Origin of the sequence: Listeria floridensis FSL S10-1187 (assembly GCF_000525875.1) — a bacterium.
GTDB lineage: Bacteria > Bacillota > Bacilli > Lactobacillales > Listeriaceae > Listeria > Listeria floridensis.
The window spans coordinates 107,109-128,513 of the sequence record NZ_AODF01000014.1 but is presented as its reverse complement, the minus strand read 5'-3'; the positions used below and the strand labels follow the sequence as shown (position 1 = coordinate 128,513).

The 21,405-nt window shown below is 41.3% G+C and carries 15 protein-coding genes, 8 pseudogenes and 1 other annotated feature; of the genes and pseudogenes, 2 read left to right on the top strand and 21 right to left on the bottom strand.

Going from position 1 to position 21,405, the window contains the following annotated elements; genetic code table 11:
- Nucleotides 1-6: 6 nt before the first annotated feature.
- Nucleotides 7-762, bottom strand: a complete 756-nt coding sequence (locus MFLO_RS07010; RefSeq protein WP_036097244.1) for a (Fe-S)-binding protein — start codon at nt 760-762, stop codon at nt 7-9.
- A gap of 964 nt (nt 763-1,726) precedes the next feature.
- Here MFLO_RS07010 and MFLO_RS07005 point away from each other — a divergent pair.
- A pseudogene (locus MFLO_RS07005) lies at nt 1,727-2,168 on the top strand (DUF1694 domain-containing protein).
- Between the two features lie 53 nt (nt 2,169-2,221).
- Nucleotides 2,222-2,362 carry a hypothetical protein gene (locus tag MFLO_RS15370; protein ID WP_149022991.1) on the top strand — a complete coding sequence of 47 codons (141 nt, stop codon included), beginning with the start codon at nt 2,222-2,224 and terminating at the stop codon, nt 2,360-2,362.
- Here MFLO_RS15370 and MFLO_RS07000 read toward each other — a convergent pair.
- The 20 genes and pseudogenes from MFLO_RS07000 to MFLO_RS06910 all read right to left on the bottom strand — a co-directional run bounded on the left by MFLO_RS07000 (nt 2,318) and on the right by MFLO_RS06910 (nt 21,385).
- Entirely contained in the window at nt 2,318-2,806 is a 489-nt protein-coding gene (locus MFLO_RS07000; protein ID WP_036097262.1) for a DUF6884 domain-containing protein, read from the bottom strand. The two genes, MFLO_RS15370 and MFLO_RS07000, sit on opposite strands and share 45 nt — an antisense overlap.
- Nucleotides 2,803-3,325: pseudogene (locus tag MFLO_RS06995) on the bottom strand (GNAT family N-acetyltransferase). The gene MFLO_RS07000 and the pseudogene MFLO_RS06995 overlap by 4 nt, the downstream one beginning before the upstream one ends.
- A gap of 167 nt (nt 3,326-3,492) precedes the next feature.
- Entirely contained in the window at nt 3,493-4,794 is a 1,302-nt protein-coding gene (locus tag MFLO_RS06990) for a pyrimidine-nucleoside phosphorylase (protein ID WP_036097243.1), read from the bottom strand.
- Nucleotides 4,795-4,897: 103 nt separating this feature from the next.
- Nucleotides 4,898-5,903 (bottom strand): annotated as a pseudogene (locus MFLO_RS06985) (LacI family DNA-binding transcriptional regulator).
- A 121-nt stretch (nt 5,904-6,024) separates the two neighbouring features.
- Nucleotides 6,025-6,687: a deoxyribose-phosphate aldolase gene (gene deoC / locus MFLO_RS06980; protein ID WP_036097242.1), complete on the bottom strand. Its 663-nt coding sequence runs from the start codon at nt 6,685-6,687 to the stop codon at nt 6,025-6,027.
- A gap of 109 nt (nt 6,688-6,796) precedes the next feature.
- Nucleotides 6,797-8,482 (bottom strand): acetolactate synthase AlsS, encoded by a 1,686-nt coding sequence (alsS, locus tag MFLO_RS06975; RefSeq protein WP_420912518.1) that lies wholly within the window; start codon nt 8,480-8,482, stop codon nt 6,797-6,799.
- Nucleotides 8,483-8,724: 242 nt separating this feature from the next.
- Nucleotides 8,725-8,922: a cold-shock protein CspD gene (cspD, locus tag MFLO_RS06970; RefSeq protein WP_036097241.1), complete on the bottom strand. Its 198-nt coding sequence runs from the start codon at nt 8,920-8,922 to the stop codon at nt 8,725-8,727.
- Nucleotides 8,923-9,259: 337 nt separating this feature from the next.
- Nucleotides 9,260-9,958 carry a phosphatase PAP2 family protein gene (locus MFLO_RS06965; RefSeq protein WP_036097240.1) on the bottom strand — a complete coding sequence of 233 codons (699 nt, stop codon included), beginning with the start codon at nt 9,956-9,958 and terminating at the stop codon, nt 9,260-9,262.
- Nucleotides 9,959-9,968: 10 nt separating this feature from the next.
- Nucleotides 9,969-10,952 carry a diaminopimelate epimerase gene (dapF, locus tag MFLO_RS06960; RefSeq protein WP_036097239.1) on the bottom strand — a complete coding sequence of 328 codons (984 nt, stop codon included), beginning with the start codon at nt 10,950-10,952 and terminating at the stop codon, nt 9,969-9,971.
- A 94-nt stretch (nt 10,953-11,046) separates the two neighbouring features.
- Nucleotides 11,047-13,338, bottom strand: coding sequence for an isoleucine--tRNA ligase (gene ileS / locus MFLO_RS06955; protein WP_277619767.1), 2,292 nt, complete (start codon nt 13,336-13,338; stop codon nt 11,047-11,049).
- Nucleotides 13,244-13,769: pseudogene (locus tag MFLO_RS16800) on the bottom strand (class I tRNA ligase family protein). Before MFLO_RS16800 ends, ileS begins: the two are co-directional and overlap by 95 nt.
- A 102-nt stretch (nt 13,770-13,871) precedes the next feature.
- Nucleotides 13,872-14,089: a binding site (T-box leader), on the bottom strand.
- A 1-nt stretch (nt 14,090) separates the two neighbouring features.
- Nucleotides 14,091-14,622, bottom strand: a pseudogene (locus tag MFLO_RS06950) (DivIVA domain-containing protein).
- A 150-nt stretch (nt 14,623-14,772) separates the two neighbouring features.
- Nucleotides 14,773-15,285 (bottom strand): transcription repressor NadR, encoded by a 513-nt coding sequence (locus MFLO_RS06945; RefSeq protein WP_036097260.1) that lies wholly within the window; start codon nt 15,283-15,285, stop codon nt 14,773-14,775.
- Nucleotides 15,286-15,409: 124 nt separating this feature from the next.
- The gene (locus MFLO_RS06940) at nt 15,410-16,186 is read right to left on the bottom strand and encodes a YlmH family RNA-binding protein (protein WP_036097259.1); all 777 of its coding nucleotides are present in this window, start codon (nt 16,184-16,186) and stop codon (nt 15,410-15,412) included.
- A gap of 117 nt (nt 16,187-16,303) precedes the next feature.
- Nucleotides 16,304-16,600: a YggT family protein gene (locus MFLO_RS06935; protein ID WP_036097238.1), complete on the bottom strand. Its 297-nt coding sequence runs from the start codon at nt 16,598-16,600 to the stop codon at nt 16,304-16,306.
- A gap of 23 nt (nt 16,601-16,623) precedes the next feature.
- A pseudogene (locus MFLO_RS06930) lies at nt 16,624-17,086 on the bottom strand (cell division protein SepF).
- Nucleotides 17,087-17,104: 18 nt separating this feature from the next.
- Nucleotides 17,105-17,779 (bottom strand): YggS family pyridoxal phosphate-dependent enzyme, encoded by a 675-nt coding sequence (locus tag MFLO_RS06925; protein WP_036097237.1) that lies wholly within the window; start codon nt 17,777-17,779, stop codon nt 17,105-17,107.
- A gap of 54 nt (nt 17,780-17,833) precedes the next feature.
- Nucleotides 17,834-19,001 (bottom strand): annotated as a pseudogene (gene ftsZ / locus MFLO_RS06920) (cell division protein FtsZ).
- A 51-nt stretch (nt 19,002-19,052) separates the two neighbouring features.
- Nucleotides 19,053-20,331, bottom strand: a pseudogene (gene ftsA, locus MFLO_RS06915) (cell division protein FtsA).
- A gap of 268 nt (nt 20,332-20,599) precedes the next feature.
- Nucleotides 20,600-21,385 (bottom strand): cell division protein FtsQ/DivIB, encoded by a 786-nt coding sequence (locus MFLO_RS06910; protein WP_036097236.1) that lies wholly within the window; start codon nt 21,383-21,385, stop codon nt 20,600-20,602.
- Nucleotides 21,386-21,405 lie beyond the last annotated feature (20 nt).

Below are 21,405 nucleotides of genomic sequence, written 5' to 3'. Positions count from 1 at the left end.
CTTCATTCACTCTCCCATCACTGTGCTAAGCTTAGCATCATCAGAAATCCGGTTATTCAAAACCTCTGCAATATGCATGATTTTAATTTCTTTTCCAAGCCGATTAAATTTTCCACCGATATTCATCAAACATCCCATATCTGCGCTGATCAAGATTTCTGCATCCGTATCAATAATATCCTGCACTTTTTCCGAAACCATCTGCTCAGAAATCTCAGGCATTTTCACAGAGAACGTTCCGCCAAAACCGCAACAATTTTCGACATGAGGAAGCGGCACCATCTCAAGTCCACGTACATTTTCAAGCAATACAAACGGCGCTTCCCGTTCCCCTAAAATCCGCGTCATGTGGCAAGAACGGTGATATGTTGCTTTTCCTTGAAGTTCTGCCCCTACATCCGTCAGACCAAGCACACGATAAATAAACTGTGAAAACTCATACGTTTTCTCGCTTAATTTCTTTGCTTCTAGGCGAAATTCCGGATCATCTTTAAAAATTTCCTTATATTCCCGCATCATCCCAACACAAGAACCAGAAGGACCGACGACATAATCCGAATCCTTAAATGCCTGTAATTGATTTTTGAGCGTTGCTTTCGTATCTTCCATGTAGCCGCTATTATACGTTGGCTGACCGCAGCACACCTGTGATTCAGGAAAATCGGTTTCAACACCAAGTCGCTCCAAACACTCTACCATCGCGATACCGACATTTGGAAACATCATATCGACCAGACAGGTCGAAAAAATACTGACTTTCATTTTATACGCCTCCATACTTTTTATACAGCAGATAGGGCACACTTATTTTCAAGTTCAAACTGCTTTATTCCCGTTCGCCTCTTCTCTGCTGTTCCTTTCAAATTGATCGTACTTTATTCGGCAATTTTTCCAGACTATGCACCCCGAATTGGTCTGCTTTTTAACTCACAATGATCCCGTTTTTCCCTGAAAACCTTGCTTTTCAAGGTGTGTATGTAAGTATATTTCATTTCTCACACCTCTTTTCTTTAGATTTATTATAAACTAAAAAACAAGAAAATTCCCGGATCAGCCGGAAACAGCATGATAAAAATCCTATCAAAATAAAAACTCCTCAAGTCAATCACGACTTGAGGAGTTTTTGCTGACTAAAAAATAGATTTTCCAGCCAAAATCAATAAAGAAAAAGAATGGCCGCTTTTATTTCGCTGTCACAATCTGAAAAACGCGCTAATTGTCATAAAAAAAGAGTTAGCCGTAACCTTTTGATCGTGCTATACTAATGGATGCAAGCAAGTTTATCGTGGTGCACCGGCCTTTTTCTAGCAAAGAAAGTAGGTGGTGCTGATGCTATTTTTAAGCGCCTTCCGGAAAGGAAACGCAAATGTCTGTTTTTGAAGCACTTTCACTAGCAATCGGTTTTTTCGGTCTAGTGATTCTGCTGACAAACGGTAAAAATGGTCCAAAATAAAAACCACTCATAAGCTTGAACGGCCGAAATGAGTGGTTTAAACCATAAATAAAGGCTAAACACCATCTTAAAAGGTGCTTGCAGATAGAGTCGTGTTCTCCGCACGGCTCTTATTTCTTACTACAATAACACATTCTCTTCCTTCTCGTCAATCACCCCTTCCTTTTCTTGTTCAATTTAGCCGAACTAGGTTCGAAGCGTGTGAAACTTTGCACCTTTTCTTTCTCCATGCTACAATGAATGGGAAAATCGCTTTAAAGGAGTTAATTTTATATGGAAGACAAAGTTGGAGAATATTTAGAGAATGGCTTAGCTGGCGGAAAAGAATTGCATCCGGCGGAAAAAAAAGAAATACCTTGGTACATTCCGGGAGCGAGTTATCGTTGCTCTTTCTGAATCTGAAGTTCTTTCAAAAAAGCTGCTTCCTGAACTCACACAGAAAATGAAAGAAAATCCTGATGCAAAAGTTTTGCTGAATGGGTCACTTGATTACATGATGCTTCGACCTTATATCAAACTTGCAGAAGAAACCAACCATGAGTTTTCGATTGTACAAAGAGAAGTCGGTGAAACCGATATTTTCCTCGTCCTTGCTGCAAAACAAGAAGTAGATATCGAAAACATTCAACTCGAAAAAACAGCTGATGATGCGGAACAAGAATCACAAGCAGATCGAATCAGTTTGCTCGATAAAATCAAAAATTTACTCAAATAAAAAACACGGCCAGATTTTCCGCTGTCCGTGTTTTGCTCTCAGGAGGTTACAAGATGCTGCATATTATCGCCGTTTCACTTTGCATATTAATGCTGCTCCAATCGCTTTACTTTTTTATTCGTAAAAATGTAAACATGGGCGTGTTATTTTTACTTATTACTGCCGCGCTTTTCTTGATCAGTCAAATCGGGTAACGGTTTACCGCTCAAGAGTGCGCGTTTTAACCTTCCCTGCATATCGCCGATCCCCTTAGCACCCGATAGCGGTGTGCTAAGGGGATTTTTGCCTTCGGTAATCGCTTCAATCAGCGGTACAAATTTCTTTCCGGCAACAATCGTCACAAGTTCCTGAGGCTCACACCCCTTTTCCTTCCAAAGAGCCTTCAAATCTTCCATTTGAATTGTTTCCGAGTTTACACCACGTATAGTAAACCGAACATCATAAGTTTCTCGAACCCAGTCGTCCGGAGCTAAAAAGCCGTAGCGCGGAGAAAGAATCAAATACTCGCTTGCAAATTTGCGGGCATAAGCTTGCGACAACCTGTGGAACGTTCCTGTGTAGGCCTCCGCTGCTCGAACAGCACCAAGTTCAGGCTGTTTATCCCAAATTTTCGGCTTGCCCGATGCAATAATCATCATAATTCCGGCCACTCCCATTGCGTAATTTTACCTCCCGGCTGAAAATCATCCCCGTCCGGTTGATAAATAAAACCCGTCTTTTTGAGGACGTGAATCGAAGCCTCATTACTTTCATAAGAGCGTGCATATATCCGCGAAATCACCGGTTCATTTTCGAGCCACTCAAGCATCCCTGTAAGTGCTTCCGTCATAAATCCGTTTTTTTTGAAACTCCGGCACAATGCTGTATCCCAGTTCAATTTCTCCCGTTTTATCCGGATCGCCTTGCCCGCCGATTTCACCAATGACAATAGCCCGTTCTTTCAATACCACAAGCCGCGTCCATTTCGTCATCGCCGGCTTTTTTTTGACATTATCGAGCACGTACGGCAGATAAAAAAAGAAATCGATTCCCGGCCAGTCCTCTGAAACTTCATATCCCGCAACCTTTTCCAGCTCACCGATCCCTTTAATCGTCGCTTCGATCATTTCTTTCGTGTATTCAATCAGCAAAAGACGTTTTGTCTCGATAGGTTCCATACCTCTCCCTTACTTTCTGTTTTAAGATAATTTAAATTTACCAAATCTAGAAGCTGCCGTGCAAGTTTCTTCTCCCTTTCACACCACTTTCTTTGCGTGAATTTCTATAGCCTAATCTGCCCAGCAAATTAAAAAGTGTGCCAAACTACGCTTTGGCACACCTCTTTCTATTCCGTAATAATCTTATGAACAAGCTTCGGCGCCGAAGCCTGTTCTGCTATCTGAATACTTGCATAGATTTTAGCTTTCACTTCTGTGACGTCCTCACGATTGCTGAAAATGGTCACAAGCGTTTCACCCGCTTCGACGCGGTCTCCGATTTTCCTTCGCAAAAGCAGACCTACACCAAGATCAATTTGATCTTCCTTAGTCGCTCTGCCAGCTCCAAGCAGCATTGCAGCCACACCGATTTCATCTGCGATAATTTCACTGACAAAACCGCTTGATTTTGCCTTAACATCGATTTCATAGCGTGCTTGCGGCAGTTTTGAAGGATCATCCACAACACTAGCATCTCCGCCTTGATTTTCCAGAAAGACTTTAAACTTAGCCAACGCTTCACCGCTTGCAATCACTGCCTCCAGTTTTGCGCGCGCTTCTGCAAGATCCGCTGCTTGTCCAGCCAAGACAACCATTTGACTGCCGAGCACAAGCACAAGTTCCGTCAAATCTTCCGGACCATTTCCACGGAGTGTATCAATAGCTTCCTTCACTTCAAGCGCATTTCCGACTGCAAAGCCAAGCGGTTGCGACATATCAGAAATAACCGCCATCGTGTTCCGCTGAACCCCGTTTCCAATCCGAACCATAGCCCTAGCGAGTTCCTCAGCATCCTCTTCCGTCTTCATAAATGCCCCGGCGCCTGTTTTCACATCCAAACAAATTGCATCAGCGCCGGCTGCAATCTTCTTACTCATGATTGAACTTGCAATTAGCGGAATCGAGTCGACGGTTCCCGTTACATCACGGAGCGCATAAAGCTTTTTATCCGCAGGCGTCAAATTTCCGGATTGCCCAATTACAGCTACTTTATCACGATTGACTAGCTCAATAAAATCCTTTTGAGAAAGCTCAACATGAAACCCTTCAACAGATTCTAGTTTATCAATCGTCCCTCCTGTATGCCCAAGCCCGCGCCCAGACATCTTGGCTACTGGGACACCAAGAGCTGCAACAAGCGGTGCAAGAACAAGCGTCGTCGTGTCGCCTACTCCGCCAGTTGAATGCTTGTCCACTTTAATCCCGCTGATCGCCGAAAGATCAATTGTTTCGCCGGAATTTACCATTGCAAGTGTCAAGTTTTGCCGTTCTTCATCGTTCATATCTTCAAAATAAATCGCCATAAGCAGCGCACTTGCCTGATAATCTGGAATGTCTCCCTTTGTATAGCCTTCAATAAAAAAATCAATTTCTGCCTTTGAAAGCGAATTTCCATCGCGTTTTTTCGAAATAATATCAACCATTCTCACCTTGCAGCACTCCTTTATTTAACCGTTTTCATAGTAAACCGTTTTACTATACAAAATAAAAGTCCTCATCTGATTTCACTATACGTTACACGGCGCGCCTCTGTCAAATTCTTTTCGTACTGCCGCGCACAATTAATTGCAAATCAAGTAAATGGTTCGGCATCGCTTCATCAGGGCGTTCGATTTTCCCGAGGAGCGCTTTTGCTGCAAGCGTACCAATTTCATAAATCGGCTGCCGCACAGTTGTAAGCGGAGGGGAAAGAAAAGCTGCAAGCTCGATATCATCAAACCCGATCACAGAAAGATCTGCCGGAATTTCAAGACCTTTATCATAGGCAAAGCGATACGTTCCTGCTGCCATCAAATCATTCGTTGCAAACACCGCAGTTACCTTGTCTAAACTGAAAAGCCTACTTGTGGCATCAAATCCGCCCTGCATCGTTTGATTGCCGCTTACAATCCAGTCCTCAGAAACCATAAGCCCTGCATCCGCCATTGCGGCCAAATAGCCTTCATAACGTTCAAATACATTATAAAAGGAAGCATCCGAGATAATAATCCCTATTTTTTTATGCCCCAACTCGATTAAATGCTTGGTCGCAAGATATCCGCCAGCATAATCATCAACTGCTATCCGTCCTTCTGTCCGCTCATTTCTTTCTCGGTCAAGCAAAATAAACGGGCATTTTTTATTCTTCAGGCGCTTGAAAATATCCGAAGCAAGGATATGAGGACTCGCGATAATCAAGCCATCAACAGCTCGGTGCAGAAGCTCTTCCACATAACGGTCTTCTCTCTTTGTATCATTGGAAGAATTGCAGAGCATGATCATGTAACCTTCTTGATTCAAGTAGTCTTCTGCTCCTTTTACCATCTGCGAAAAAAAAAGCATCTGTCACTTCTGGTACAATCATCCCAATTGTATTCGTATGACTTGTGACCATATTTTTGGCAAAAAAATTCGGCTTATAGTGCATCTCTTCAGCCGCTTTTAATACTCGTGCTTTTGTAGCTTCACTAAAACGCGCTCCTTTGCCATTTAATATTTGTGAAATCGTAGTGATCGAAACACCAGTTCGTTCTGCAATTTCTCGAATCGTTGTGCTCAAACTAAATCTCCCCCGCTCCCAGTCCGCTTTCCTTTATTGTGACACAAAATGAGCGGCAAGAAAAGTATTAAATGCGCATCAAAAAACTCAAGCGGCATGGCCGCTTGAGTTTTTCTGCAACTTAATAATCAGAACTTCCTACTTCACCTGAAACGATGGCAACACCTGCACTAGCTCCAATACGCGTTGCTCCTGCTTCAATCATTTTCAACACGTCGTCCTTCGTCCGAACGCCTCCAGATGCTTTTACACCAATATTAGGTCCGACGGTTTCACGCATCAGTTGGATATCGTGAACTGTAGCCCCGCCAGTCGAAAATCCGGTCGAAGTTTTTACAAAATCTGCACCTGCCTGAACAGCAAGTTCACAAGCCCGTACTTTCTCTTCGTCTGTTAACAGGCATGTTTCGATAATTACTTTAACAAGTACGCCATCAGCAGCCTCAACAACTGCTTTAATATCGTTCAGTACAAGTTCATCATCACGATCTTTAAGCGCTCCAATATTAATCACCATATCCACTTCTGTTGCCCCATTTGTAATAGCATCCTTTGTTTCAAATGCTTTGACAGAAGATGTATTTGCACCGAGCGGAAATCCGATTACCGTACAAACATCAACATCTGATCCCGCTAATTTTTCAGCCGCTAGTTTCACCCAAGTTGGATTCACACAAACAGAAGCAAATTGATACTTCTTCGCTTCTTCAATTAATGTTTCAATTTGCACTTTCGTCGTTTCCGGTTTAAGCGCGGTATGGTCGATCATTTTGGCAATATTCATCCTCAAAACCCCTTTGTTTTATCCTAATTGTATCTTACTCTAGTTTCTTTCAGATTTCAATCGTCCAAACAAAAAAGCTGCTTTGAAAAGACAAAGTAGCTTTTAACGTTTAATAAAATTGGTCAGGAAGCAGTGTTTCTCCGAGTTTAATATTTTCACGATAGTCGATTGGAATATCTACAATCACTGGGCCTTCTGAATTTAGTGCTTCTGTCAAAACAGCATCCAAATCTTCAGGACGTTCGACACGTAAGCCTTTGGCACCAAAGCTTTCTGCATATTTCACGAAGTCAACTCCGCCAAAACGGACTGCAGCTTCTTTTCCGTATTTCATTTTTTGCTGGAAGGCCACCATATCATAACTGCCGTCGTTCCAAATCAAATGAACCAAAGGAATGCGCAGACGGACGGCAGTTTCTAGTTCCATTGCGGAAAACAAGAACCCTCCATCTCCTGAAATCGAGACGACTTTTTCCCCAGGACGAACGAGTCCAGCAGCTATTCCCCAAGGAAGCGCAACGCCGAGAGTTTGCATCCCATTGCTGAAAAGCAGGCGGCGTGGTTCATAGGAGCGGAAGTGACGTGCCATCCATATATAGTGCGAACCAACGTCCACTGTGACTGTCACGTTATCATCAATTTTTGAACGAAGCGAATCAATCACTGAAAGCGGGTGTACAAGACCTACTTCATCAGTTGGTTTAGGAATATCTCGTTCCTCAAGCTGAGCGCGCAAAGTTTGCAAAAAAGCTTCCTCTGTTTCAGCAAGTTCTAAACCGCTGAATTTTGCATTAATCCTATCAAGAGTAAGCGCAATATTACCTACAAGTTCAGTCACCGGTTGATAATAATGATCGATTTCGGCAATGATATCATCAATATGAACAATCGTACTGTTAGATGAGCTATTCCACGCTTTCGGTTCATATTCAATTGGATCATAACCGACAGTAATAACAAGATCTGCTTTGCTGAGCAGAATATCTCCCGGCTGATTACGAAATAAACCTACTCGCCCGAAGAAATTACTTTCAAGTTCTCGAGAAATAACGCCCGCAGCTTGAAAGGTTTCAACAACAGGAATGCTTGTTTTTTGAAGAAGACGGCGAATTGCTGCTGTTACTTCCGGACTGCTCGCACGCATGCCTAACAAAAGGACAGGAAGTTTTGCTTTTTTCAGCCGTGCAATCAGTTTCGCAACCTGTTCTTTCGACGCCGGTCCAGTTTCAGGTCGTGCAAGCGGACGAATAGCCCTTGCAGGGACATTTTCCTCCGTCACAATATCTTGTGGCAAACTGATGAAAGCTCCGCCTTGGCGTGCCTCCTCAGCAGCACGGAATGCATTGGAAAGTGCTTCTGGAATATTTGCAGCATCCACGACTTCTTCACTATACTTTGTAATTGATTTAAAGAGTGAAGCATTATCCATCGATTGATGTGTTCGTTTCAGACGATCTTGTCGTCCAACATTTCCTGCAATTGCAACCACTGGATCTCCTTCTGAAGTTGCCGTTACAAGTCCCGTCGCTAAATTAGAAGCTCCCGGCCCGCTTGTTACAAGTACCACACCAGGTTTGCCAGTCAATCGACCTACAGCAGCAGCCATAAATGCAGCATTCTGCTCATGACGGCTTACAATTAAGTTCGGACCGCGTTCTTCCATCACATCAAATACTTTGTCAATCTTAGCACCTGGAATACCAAATACATGGGTAACTCCTTGACTGATTAAACTGTCAACGACTAAATCCGCTCCAGACTTGGTTGCTATTTGCTTCTCTTTCTCTCTAAACATTCTACTCAGCTCCTGTATCAATATACAATCATATAAAAAATAAAACAGTTCTAAATCCAAACTTCATTATACTCTTTGAATTGATTTATTCAAGTATTCAAACTCGAAATCTGTTATATATTTATAAAAAAACTGTATTATATGTTGTTTCATTTCAATAAAAAAAATCTAGCAAACCTTGAATACAAGGATTTGCTAGATATGATTGAGTGATTATTTATCTCTGCTGCGAGAAGCTAAAATTATAGTTTTACTACGTTTTCAGCTTGTGGGCCGCGTTGACCTTCAACTACTTCAAACTCAACTTCTTGACCTTCGTCTAAAGTTTTGAAGCCGTCTCCTTGGATCGCGCTGAAGTGTACGAATACATCATCTCCGCCTTCAACTTCGATAAATCCAAATCCTTTTTCACTGTTGAACCATTTTACTTTACCTGTCATGTTTCCACAAACCTCCAAAATTTTACTTTTTAATATGGTCTTTCCAACAAAAAAAACAAACTGGTATAGCTAAACAACAAACACCTGTATGCTTTTCATAAAAAAAATTCACATATTATAAAAAGTATTCATATGATAAAGCTTGAATACTCTTTATAACATGTGAATAATCCCCGTACTTACAAAATCAACTTGTAACCCCATATTTTCTTATCAATATAACTATCTTACCGCTTCTTTTCACAAAATGCAAGTAAAAAATAATGGCGTTTACATTTTGAAAATTCACGCTAAAAAAAATAAAAAAAAGTAACGGGTGAAACCCGTTACTCAATAATTATTCCGTCTTACTCAAATCTTTTAAGCGCCATTTAGTAAGCAATCCGTGAAGTGGTTTTCTAACAAGGAAATAAACCCCCGTTGAAATAGCGACTGAAGCTGTTCCAAATAAGAATCCGCCAAGTACATCAGTTGGATAATGTACGCCAAGATAAACACGTGAATACATAATGTACACAATCATAAGTAACGCAAGGGCTCCAATCACAATTTTAGCCCAAATTTGCTTCACTGTAAAAATCAAGAAAAGAGCAGCTAAACCGTAAAACACAGTCGTAGCAGTCGCATGTCCGCTCGGATAACTGAACCCATTTTCAGGAACCAACCAGTTCGACGAATTCGGACGATTCCGCTCCATGAACTGTTTGAGCAGGTAGTTACAGACAACACCGCAAAACAGAAATGTTCCGCCAAACCAAAGTCCAACCGTGAACTTCCGTAAAATAAATAGGATAATTACAACAATAATTGTCGCTACAATTAAGTACTCCGCTGATCCAAGATGTGACATAAATTCTGTTATTTTCGTTGTTCCTGATGAAATATGACCGTCGCGAACTCGCGCAATCCAGCTTAAATCAAATTTTGCCACCCAGTTACTGCTTTTTGCTACACTTACAGCTTCAAAAATAAAAGCGATCAGCGCGATAATCCCCACTATAAGAAGGGGCATTGCTTTTGTTCGATTGGAATTCATTCTTCTCTCCTTACTTTACTCGCTGCAAAAAGTGTTTGACTTCACTTTCAAGCTTCAAGTAATCTTCTTGTTCGTTTGTTTCACGATTATCTAGCACTGTAATTGTGCCATTTTCCGACAGTTCAAGTGTTCCTCTTGCTGTGAAGGTTGCGTTGCCGATGAGCTGAATTGAAAGTTCATCTCCCGTTTGTTTTGCACTCACACGGACCTTACCACCATCATTATAGACATCAATCACTTCTTCCAGTTTATCATGGTCAAGCAGTTTTTTAATCAGACTAGAGGCCGACATTGCTGTTCCGCAAGCATTAGTAAACCCTACGCCACGTTCAAATGTACGAACAAAAATCTGGTGGTTGGAAAATTTGCGAACAAAACTGACATTGACACCGTCTGGGAAAAATGGATTGTCTGAATTTAAATAGCTTGCCAATTTTTCTTGCTTGTCTGATTCAAGAACAGCTTCATCTACGAAACTGACGAGATGCGGATTAGGAACGGCAAGTGCCGAGAAATGGAGCTCAGGATCAAGCTCAGGAATTTGTCCATCCAAAAGCTGTTTCCCCTCATAGTGAAAAGGAAGACTTTCCGGATCGAATAAGACGGGTGAAATTTCCACTTCAAAAGTCGGAATATCATACCCTAGAGACTCCCGCTTTTTCACAATCAGATCTGCCTTCATCGTTTCCACTTTCGCTTCATCAAGCTGCTCCTGCTCTAGCAGATACCTAGCTACTGTTCTGAGACCGTTGCCGCACATCGAAGCTTCAGAACCATCTGAATTAAAAACACGCATTTTCCCGATCGTACCAGGTTTTCCTTCGCCGACGAAAAGAATGCCATCTGCTCCGCCTAGTTCATGCGATCGTGCGCATAATTTTTCAGCTAGAGCTGCTTTTTCTGAATCATTCCATGTTCCAAGTTCAGTAGTTCTTTCATCCAAGATAAAAAAATCATTTTGTGACCCGTGTACTTTGATAAAATCGAGCTTCAACGCCTATTCTCCCTCTCCAAAAAAAGTTTTGTTTTATTTTATCACATTCTCTATAAAATGCCTAGAAAAGGGCTGCGTCCCCGCAGCCCTTCCATTAACCTTCATAATTCTTCGTTACAATTTCAGCACAGCGTCCGCATAGTGTCGGATGATGCGGATCAACTCCAACATCTTTTCGCACAACTCGGCAACGCTCGCATGTTTCACCTTCAGCAACTGTAATCAAAACAGCTGCATGGTCGATAGAAAGGGCTTTTTCAGGTGCTTTTTCAATGCCTTCCACTAATTCGAAATCAGATACAATGAATAACTGTGCAAAATCGCCTTCTAATGAATCAAACAGCTTTTTACCTGTTTCATCAACATATAGCGTCACTTTCGCAAGCATTGATTTCCCGATTAGTTTTTCATTACGTGCTTCTTCAAGCGCTTTTTGAACACCATCGCGCACTTTCATGAAGGCATCCCATTTTTCTTCAAGCGGCTTCATATCATCCAGATCTTGTACTTCCGGTAAGTCTTCTAAATGAATACTCGCTGTTTCTTCCCCTTTTAAGTTTGCCCAAACTTCTTCTGTCGTATGCGGCAAAATTGGGGCAAGCAGTTTCGTCAATGATACAACTGATTCATAGAAAACGGTTTGCATAGCACGACGGCTTGGACTGTTTGCAGCTTCGATATATACAACGTCTTTCGCGAAGTCCATATAGAACTGACTGAGCAGTACTGTACAGAAGTAGTTAATTTGATGATAAATCGTCGAGAATTCAAATTTTTCATAGCTGTCTTTCACAGTGTCAACCAATGAATTTAGTTTTACCAGCATGAACTGATCTACTTCACGCAAATCAGCAAATGCAACCTTGTCCGTTTCTGAATTGAAATCACTGACGTTTCCAAGTAAGAAGCGCATTGTATTGCGGATTTTCCGGTAAACTTCTGATACTTGCTTCAAGATATCATCACTAATCCGAACATCTGCTTGATAATCAACCGATGCAACCCAAAGGCGAACAATATCTGCTCCCAGCTGGTTGATAACTTTGCCCGGTAAAATAGTATTACCAAGCGATTTACTCATTTTACGACCTTCACCGTCAAGAGCAAAACCATGACTTAATACATTGCGATATGGTGCTGCACCTGTCATTGCAACAGCCGTTGTAAGTGAAGAGTTAAACCAACCGCGGTATTGATCGGAACCTTCCATGTAAAGGTCAGCTGGACGGCTCAGTTCTTCACGCGCTTCAAGTACTGCTTGGTGACTCGATCCTGAATCAAACCACACATCCATGATATCTTTTTCTTTCGTAAATTCGCCATTTGGACTAGACGGGTGAGTAAATCCTTCTGGAAGAAGTTCTTTCGCTTCTTTTTCAAACCAAATATTCGAACCGTGTTCACGGAATAAATCTGAAATATGCTGAATCGTTTCATCAGTGATAATCGCTTCTCCATTTTCTCCGTAAAAAATCGGCAGTGGAACACCCCAAGCACGCTGACGAGAAATCACCCAATCCCCGCGATCGCGTACCATATTGAATAGACGTGTTTCACCCCAAGCAGGCGTCCAGTGTACATTTTGAACGGCATCCATTAGATCCCCGCGGAATTTATTGATCGAAGCAAACCACTGTGGTGTCGCACGGAAAATCACAGGTTTTTTAGTCCGCCAATCATGTGGATAACTATGCGTGATAAAGTCCATTTTGAGAAGTGCGCCAGATTCTTTTAGCTTTTCGGTCACCACTTTGTTAGCATCATCATAGAACAAACCCTCAAAACCCGGTGCTTCTTCTGTAAAAACGCCTTTTTCATTGATCGGTGCTAAAACTTCAAGCTCATATTTTTGTCCGACGATGAAGTCATCTTCCCCGTGTCCAGGAGCGGTATGCACAGCACCAGTACCAGCATCAGCTGTCGCATGTTCCCCGTTAATGACAAGCGAATCGCGATCATAAAATGGATGACGCGCTACGACACGATCAAGTTCACTGCCGCGAACGGTTTGAATAACTTTTCCGTCTTCCCAGCCAAGTGTTTCTTTTAGCGAGTCAACAAGATCTGCCGCTACTAAATATTTCGTACCTGCTGTTTCTACAACAGCATAGTTCAAGTTTGGATTCACGGTAATTGCCATGTTCGATGGAATTGTCCAAGGAGTTGTTGTCCAGATTACGATTTTTGTATCGTTATCAATAACGCCTTTTCCATCTTTCACATCGAAAGCGACATAAATTGATGCAGAAGTTTTATCTTGATATTCAATTTCTGCTTCTGCAAGCGCTGATTCACTTGATGGAGACCAGTAAACCGGTTTTTTTCCCTTTATAGATATAGCCTTTTTTCGCCATTTCGCCGAATACTTTAATTTGTTCTGCTTCATATTCCGGTTTTAAGGTGATATAAGGATCATTCCAATCGCCATTTACACCAAGTCGCTTGAAGCCATTACGTTGTAAATCAATTTGTTTGTAGGCATATTCTTCACATAACTTACGGAATTCAGCCACTGTCATTTCTTTTCTTTTGACGCCTTTTTTTCGTAAGCGCTTGTTCAATTGGAAGACCGTGTGTATCCCAGCCCGGAACGTAAGGTGATCTAAAACCCGACATTGATTTAAAGCGAACAATAATGTCTTTGATCGTTTTATTCATCGCGTGTCCCATATGAAGCTCGCCATTCGCATATGGAGGTCCGTCATGTAAAATATAAGTCGGACGTCCAGCATTTTTTTCCTGAATCTTATGATAAAGGTCTTCTTTTTCCCATTTTTCTTGCCAGATCGGTTCCTTGTTTGGCAAGTTGCCTCGCATTGGAAAAGCCGTTTTTGGCATTAGTAAAGTATCTTTATAATCCATAAATTAGTTCGCTCCTTTTTAATTTCTTTTAGCAAAAATAAAAATCTCCTCCCTCAAAAAAGGGACGAGATTATCGCGTTACCACCCTTGTTGATAAAAAGACACGCTTTCTATCCACTCGTTCCATTAACGCCTGGCCGCGCCAGTCCTTACTTCATTCAGGACTGAAACTCCTTGAGTGATTTCTGTTTTTCACCGCTTCTGGTCTCACACCGCCACCAGATCGCTTTAAGCCGGTCTATAAAAACATACTTGTCTCAAATCATCGTTTTTTATTTATTCGTGTTCATTCTCTGCATCTTCTTGAACTTCTTTAATCGACTTCAGTTCCGTTGCATCAACATCATATTCCATCATTTGCTGCCAATCATCGCTCTTAATCAAATCCATTTGAGCTTCAACTAGCATTCTGAGGCGTTCGCGGAACACCTTCGATTGACGTTTTAAATCTTCAATTTCAATCGCAATTTTTCGTGCTTTGGAGAGCGAGTCTGCCAAAATTCGATCTGCATTTTTTTTCAGCTTCGCGAATGATCAGCTTCGCTTCTTTATCCGCTGACTGTTTTACTTCTTCAGCCGCAGTTTGAGCAACGATCAGCGACTTATTTAAAGTCTCTTCAATATTTGTGAAGTGACCTAAACGCTCTTCATTATTGTTCAGCGAATCTTCAAGTCGTTTTTTCTCTTTCAATACTTGTTCATAATCTTTAATAATTTGATCGAGAAAATCATTCACTTCATCTTCATCATAACCTCTAAAACCACGGGTAAATTCTTTGTTATGTATATCCAGTGGTGATAATGGCATAGTCGACACCTCCGTACGAATTATCGAAGTGACACATCTGAAAGACTTCAGAATCGTCAGTTCGGATAGGTTTCTATTTTTTTCTAAAACAAGCCTAATATAAAGCTTATTTTACCATAACAAACTCATTTTTCCTAGTGCAATCTATTTTTAGCTGACAAGTATCCCAAGTTTTTCTAACGCTTCTGCGGCTTTTGTCAATTGTTCGGTTGTATCTGCTTCAATCGTATGCAGATGAAGTCCATTCGTTAAACCCGAAAGCATCCGTGCATCTGTCGTTTTAAGTTTTTGTACAAATTTCTCAACATCAAAACGACTGTTTAAATGAAGACTGCCGGTAAGTTCTCCGTAAATCGGATGTTCCACAATCACATCGATCACCGAAACACCAAAATCGACAAGCGTAATCAGTTCAAGTTCTGCCTGTTCCTTCGTATGTTTGCACGCGATGACGCGACGCGGCCTTTTCGAACCTTCCTTCACCATCAGATAACCTTGTGGTGTCGAAATAATCGTTTCATTCATTGCGCGGAGAAGTGAAATATCTTGGACAATCACTTGCCGGCTTACCTTCGTCCGTTTTGCGAGTTCCGCACCAGATATCGGCTCAGACGAATTTTCTAACCAGCTGAGGATAGCCTCACGTCGGTCTTCACCAAGCATTTTCTTCAACGTATTCACACCTTCTTCCAAAGAATATTCCTTGAATCCATTATAGCACAGCCGTTTTCAAGTGGTACAGATTTCGGTAAAACCTGCTAGTTGAAAAAAGAAAGCCGCTGAAGGGTCATTTCAAAAAACCGATATCCAGACGAATTTTATTTTTCTTGGTACGTCCATGAATTAGCATCAGCTTTAATCTGCCATAACCGCGTGCCGAAAGTACATCTTGTTCTTCGCATTCAAAATCTGGATTTTCAATTGTTTTCCAGTTTACTTTTACAAGACCAGATACAACCATTTGTTTCGCTTTTTGCCGAGATAAATTCAGCGCACTTCCAAGTACTGCATCGAGACGCAAGCTTGCTGTTGTAATCATCTGCTCTTCCCATTCTTCCACACTGATAAGCGCATCATCAAGCGGAATCTTTTCGAGCATCACATTCACTTTGCCGATTTTTTCAAGCTGTCCCGAAACATAATCCGCCATTTCTTCATCAAGGAAAAATTGCCATTCTTCGCCTTCATTCAATATATCACCGAAAACTTCACGCTTAACGCCAAGGGACATGAGTGTTCCAAGAATTTTTTGATGCGAAAGTGCCGTAAATTTCACCGGATATCGTATATGAAAAAGTGCAATTTTAAAATCGGCTTCTTGTGGTTCATAATAATCTGGATAAATAAGCGCCCGCTTTCGTTCTGAATGCTCTGAACCACCGAAAAATTCAACGCGAATAGTTTCGTAGCTTCCGATCACCGTCTCTGTAATAAAACGCTGTCTCGGGTCAAGAAAATCTGTCAGACGCGGTGTATATTCATTTTCAACTTGAACGGTTATATCCAGTATTTGGTCAATAAACGCATATTCTTCTTTTCGAAAATGCTGATAAATCCCTTCCAAATTTACCACCTCCTTTTTTGCTGAAAGACTGCCGCATTCGACTTCTTTCAACCAAACTCTCCTTGCCTAAATTCATCACCTTGCTACAAAAAAAGTCATGCCGGAAAGACATGACCATTAAATCCCATATAAAAGCGGTACGACGTATTGATAAATCAAATTTGTGAGCACTGTCATTGCAAACTGGAATGCAATAAATGCAACGAGTGACGAGATATCAAACATACCAATTGGCGGAATGATTCTCCTAAACGGCTCTAAAATGGGTTCGAAAATTTTGCCTAGAAAGCGGCCGATTTTTGATTCACGCGCACCCGGAAACCAGCTCATCAAGAAATAGACAAACATTAAGGTTGGCAAGTAACGAATGATAAACAAAATAACATCAACCACTTGAATTAAAAAAGTTTGCAAACTTATGTGCCACCCCTCTTTGCTTACATGTAGTCTTGCTCTTCAAGCATCTCAGAGATCGAACCGTCAACATTTACATTTTCAGGTGTACACAAGAAAATGTTATTGCCGATACGTTGAATGTCTCCACCTAAAGCATAAACAGTTCCGCTCAAAAAGTCAACAATCCGAATAGCCTGGTCGTGGCTGATGCGCTGTAAGTTAACAACAAGCGTTTTATATTCTTTTAGATAGTCAGCAAGTTCTTGTGCTTCTGCATAGACACGCGGTTCCGAAAGCATTACTTCGCTTGAGAATTGTGCGCCTTGCATGCTGACAACATTGGATTCCTCTTCTACTGCACGAAAACGATTTTTAGCGGGTTTCTCAGTTTTTTTCTGTATCATCGGTTCAGGCTCCTGTGCTTTTTTTTTGGTTTACTTCTTCTTCGTAGTAATCTTCTTCATCAAGGAAGAAGAATGATTTAAATTTGTTTGATAGTCCCATGATCTTGCACCTCCATAATTAGTCATTCACTAAAGCTCTGCCCACGCGTATAAATGTGGCGCCTTCTTCTACTGCAATCATGTAATCGTTTGTCATTCCCATGGATAGTTCATTTGCCGTTACTCGATTTAGACGAAGCGCTGCAAGTTCCTCCTGAGCCTCTTTTAAATCGTGAAAAATGTGATGAAGATAGGTTTCATCTTCGGTAATTGGAGCCATAGTCATTAACCCAACAATTTCAATCTGCTTAAAATCAGCACGTTTTAAAAATTCAGTTGCTGATTCTTTTGTAAAGCCATGTTTGCTTTCTTCACCTGAAATGTTCAGTTGCAAAAAACAGCGTACAGGTTGTTCTGCCCGTTTTTCAATTTCTTTCGCAAGACTTTCACGATCAAGCGAATGAATGTAATCCACCTTTGTAAGAATTTCTTTTACTTTGCGAGTCTGAAGCGACCCGATAAAGTGCCAGCGGATATCTGAATAGTCCTTTAGAGCTTCATACTTTTCAAGAAATACATCCACTCTGTTTTCTCCAAAGTCGCGGATTCCGAGATCATATAGCTCTTTAATCCCTTCTACATCAATGGTTTTTGTAACTGCAACCAAGTGAACTTCATTTCTGTTTCGGCCAGCCTTGCGACAAGCTTCATCAATTTTTGCTTCAATTTCAATTAAGTTGTCCTTTTTAGACATTGTGCCTCACCTTTTGTTCATGTGATTTCCCGATTTTATGCGCTTTAAACATTCTTACTGTTTACGTCTGTTGCGGTTGCGAATAAATGCCGGTACGTCTACATCACCATAATCTGCATTTGATGTTTCTTCCGGATTATTAGCCTCACGCTGCTGCGGTTCAGTTTCAACCGGACGGCGAGTTTCTTCCGGCTTCGCATAGTTTGGACGATTAACTTCAATTTTTTGGCTAACTTGACGGCGAATTTGATTGTTCGCTTGCTGTTTTGATTCGTCAAACCCTGTTGCGATCACAGTTACAACAAGTTCATCTTTCAAGTCATCGTTAATCACGGAACCAAAAATCATATTCACTTCCGGATCAGATGCACTTGAAACAATCTCAGCAGCTTCTTGTACTTCATACAAGCTGAGGTTTGATCCTCCTGTAATATTCATCAAGACACCTTTTGCACCGTCGATTGATGTTTCAAGCAGCGGAGAAGAAATTGCTTTTTTAGCCGCATCGGCTGCACGATTTTCTCCTGTTGCAATCCCGATTCCCATAAGAGCAGAACCACGGTTTGTCATGATCGTTTTCACATCGGCGAAGTCAAGGTTGATTAGACCCGGTACAGCAATCAAATCAGAAATCCCTTGAACCCCTTGACGAAGCACGTTATCGGCTTCGCGGAATGCTTCAAGCATTGGTGTATTCTTATCCACAATTTGAAGCAACCGATCATTTGGAATAACAATCAGTGTGTCAACAGCTTCTTTCATTGCTTCTGTTCCAGCAAGCGCTTGCTTGGAACGTTTTGGTCCTTCAAAGCCAAATGGACGTGTGATTACGCCTACTGTCAGTGCACCCATTTCTTTTGCAATTTGTGCAATCACAGGGGCAGCACCTGTACCAGTTCCGCCTCCCATTCCGGCAGTGACAAATACCATATCCGCACCTTTCAAAGCTTCTTCAATCAATTCGCGGCTTTCTTCAGCAGCTTTTTTTTCCGATTTCAGGAACGGCACCGGCTCCAAGTCCACGAGTCAATTTCGAGCCGATTTGCAGTTTCACTTCTGACTTGGAAAGATTCAGTGCTTGAGCATCCGTATTAACGGAAATAAATTCTACACCCTGAACACCGTGATCGATCATTCGGTTTACAGCGTTATTGCCGCCGCCGCCGACGCCGATAACTTTAATCGTTGCCAAGCTCTCAGAATTAGTATCAAACTCTAACATTCTATTTCCTCCTACTTTACTTTCTTGGTTTTCTTTTGAAACCGCTGTTCATTATTCAAAAAAAGCGCCAAAGAAGTTTTTCATTTTTGTCGTTACTTTTTCTTCATCCGATTTTTTCGGTTTAGAAGGCTTAGCCTTCTTCACAGGCTGCACCTCTTCTTCATAGTCATACGACTCGTCTTCAAAGCTCGAACCTTCTAATTCTTGCAGGTTGTACGCGTATTGAATTAAACCGACAGCCGTCGTATAAGCCGGATCTCTAACGCCAATATAATCTGGCATTGCGAGACGAACATGTTCACCTAAAACTTGAGCAGCCAAGTCAATTGCCCCCGGCATTGCCATTGTTCCGCCCGTTAAAATAAAACCGCCGGGCAAGTTTTTAATGCCGATTCGTTTAAGCTCGTCTTGTGCTAAAACAAAAATTTCTTCAAGACGCGCTTCAATAATATCGGCAATTTCAAGCTGGTTAAAATGCTGCTGCTTATCGCTTCCGATAACATCGACAGAAAAGACCTCGTCCTGTGATGCGTCTTCATAAAAAGCATAGCCGTGTTCAAGCTTCACTTTTTCAGCGTTTGCTGTTGAGGTATTAAGTCCAAGTGATAAATCTTTTGTGATATTCTCTCCTCCAACAGGAATGGAGCATGTAGCAAGAAGCTTGCCTTGATCAAAAACACTGACCGTAGTAGTTCCGGCACCAACATTAATCAGTGCAGTACCGAATTCTTTATCATCTTCTGTCATGGTCACAGAAGCTTCAGCTAATGGTTGCAGGACGATTTCAGCAATATCAAGCCCTGCTCGCTCAACACAACGAAGCGTATTATGTAATATTGTTTTTGAACCCGTGACAAGTGATCCTTCCACTTCGAGCTTTATGCCGCTCATACCACGTGGATCAGTAATTCCGCTAAATCCGTCAACTACAAACTGATGCGGAATCAAACTGATTATCTCACGTTCAGGCTGTAATGGAGCAACTTGTGCTGCATCTAAAACATTCCACACATCTTGATCCGAGATATCCGAAGTATCGCTGTTAATAGCCACAACGCCGTGGCAATTTTCAAGGGTAATTTGATTCGATACAATGCCGACGATGACTTGCGAAATTTCAACGCCTACCATTCGCTCTGCTTTTCGAATCGCTTTCTTGATTGATTCCACCGTTTTATCAATATCTATCACGATGCCTTTTTTTTATACCCTCTGATGCAACATCCCCTACACCAATGATGTTTAAGCGATCATTCGCCATCTCTGCGATGATCACTTTGATTTTCGAAGAGCCAATATCAAGGCTCACATATATTTCACTTTCTCCCACTTATCGGCACCTCCTTCTATTTTGTCAAGCTCGCATAGTCTACTTTAAAAATCGAATTGATTCATTTAGATGCTTATACCTTCTCATTTTAACTCTCTTCTTCATTTTCAAAGGATAAGTTGAATTCACTTATTTACAGTCTACACTAACAAACCGCTGAATTAAAGCACAAAGAACAATTTTCTAGCTTTTTTTTTCGGTTTTTTCAATTTATATGCTCAAAAGGCGAACAAACGATCTTATATTCGTGTTTTCATTCGCGAACGCCTTATTTTTTCTTGTTTGCTTTTTCAGATTGATTTTGCTTGTAATAACTCTCAAAGTAAGCTCCGACTTCGAGATCAATCACACCTTTTTGACCAGGATTGAGCTGTGCTGCAATCGAGGGATAGTAAATCATTTTTTCAGAGAAGCTTTCAATCGTCGCTGATACTTGATTACCATCATTCATATAGAGTAGAAGATGTTCAGGGTCACTTTTTTTCGGTTCTAGGTGAATCTCAGATACGGCACTTTGAACTTCGCTTGGAAGCTTTTGCCACTCTTTCACCATTTTTGTTAAAAGTTCTCCATTTTTGAATCTGACAAATAAAACACGATTGCCAATCGGAAACTTCCGCGAACTATCGGTTAAAAGTTTTCCGTTTTCAAGAATGTCATAATAAAATCCGTTTTTTGGCTCATAACCGATTGTCTTGTATTCTGTGATGCTAATTTCAATTTCGTTAAAGCCTCGTTTTGTGACAGTAGCTTTTTTTATCAATGGATTCTTTTTAATTTCGCTTACCGTATTGCGGTTATTAATTGCAATGACATAATCACCTTTTTCAATACCGCTCGCTGTTCTGACTTCTTGTTCAGTCAATTCTCGATTGCCGGTCACATAGATGGTTCCGACTTTGCTGAGCGGCGACAAAAAATAAAGTGTTATAAGGATTAGGAGGGTGAAGAAACCGATTAGAAGCACGAGTTGGCGAACTAATTTTTTCTTGCGGTATTTTTTTAATTCAGGGATGCGGTTTTCAATGGAAACCACCTTTTTATTTTTCGCCATGTTTCAAATCGGACCTCCTC

What these genes read in the sequence shown, in the direction of transcription:
- MFLO_RS07010 (WP_036097244.1), bottom strand. Translation starts at nt 762, where the DNA reads ATGAAAGTCAGTATTTTTTCGACCTGTCTGGTCGATATGATGTTTCCA.
- MFLO_RS15370 (WP_149022991.1), top strand. Translation starts at nt 2,222, where the DNA reads ATGCTGCATATTATCGCCGTTTCACTTTGCATATTAATGCTGCTCCAA.
- MFLO_RS07000 (WP_036097262.1), bottom strand. Translation starts at nt 2,806, where the DNA reads ATGATGATTATTGCATCGGGCAAGCCGAAAATTTGGGATAAACAGCCT.
- deoC (WP_036097242.1), bottom strand. Translation starts at nt 6,687, where the DNA reads ATGAATATTGCCAAAATGATCGACCATACCGCGCTTAAACCGGAAACG.
- alsS (WP_420912518.1), bottom strand. Translation starts at nt 8,482, where the DNA reads ATGTTTAGAGAGAAAGAGAAGCAAATAGCAACCAAGTCTGGAGCGGAT.
- cspD (WP_036097241.1), bottom strand. Translation starts at nt 8,922, where the DNA reads ATGACAGGTAAAGTAAAATGGTTCAACAGTGAAAAAGGATTTGGATTT.
- MFLO_RS06965 (WP_036097240.1), bottom strand. Translation starts at nt 9,958, where the DNA reads ATGAATTCCAATCGAACAAAAGCAATGCCCCTTCTTATAGTGGGGATT.
- ileS (WP_277619767.1), bottom strand. Translation starts at nt 13,338, where the DNA reads ATGAAGCAGAACAAATTAAAGTATTCGGCGAAATGGCGAAAAAAGGCT.
- MFLO_RS06945 (WP_036097260.1), bottom strand. Translation starts at nt 15,285, where the DNA reads ATGCTTGGTGAAGACCGACGTGAGGCTATCCTCAGCTGGTTAGAAAAT.
- MFLO_RS06925 (WP_036097237.1), bottom strand. Translation starts at nt 17,779, where the DNA reads ATGTCTAAAAAGGACAACTTAATTGAAATTGAAGCAAAAATTGATGAA.
- MFLO_RS06910 (WP_036097236.1), bottom strand. Translation starts at nt 21,385, where the DNA reads ATGGCGAAAAATAAAAAGGTGGTTTCCATTGAAAACCGCATCCCTGAA.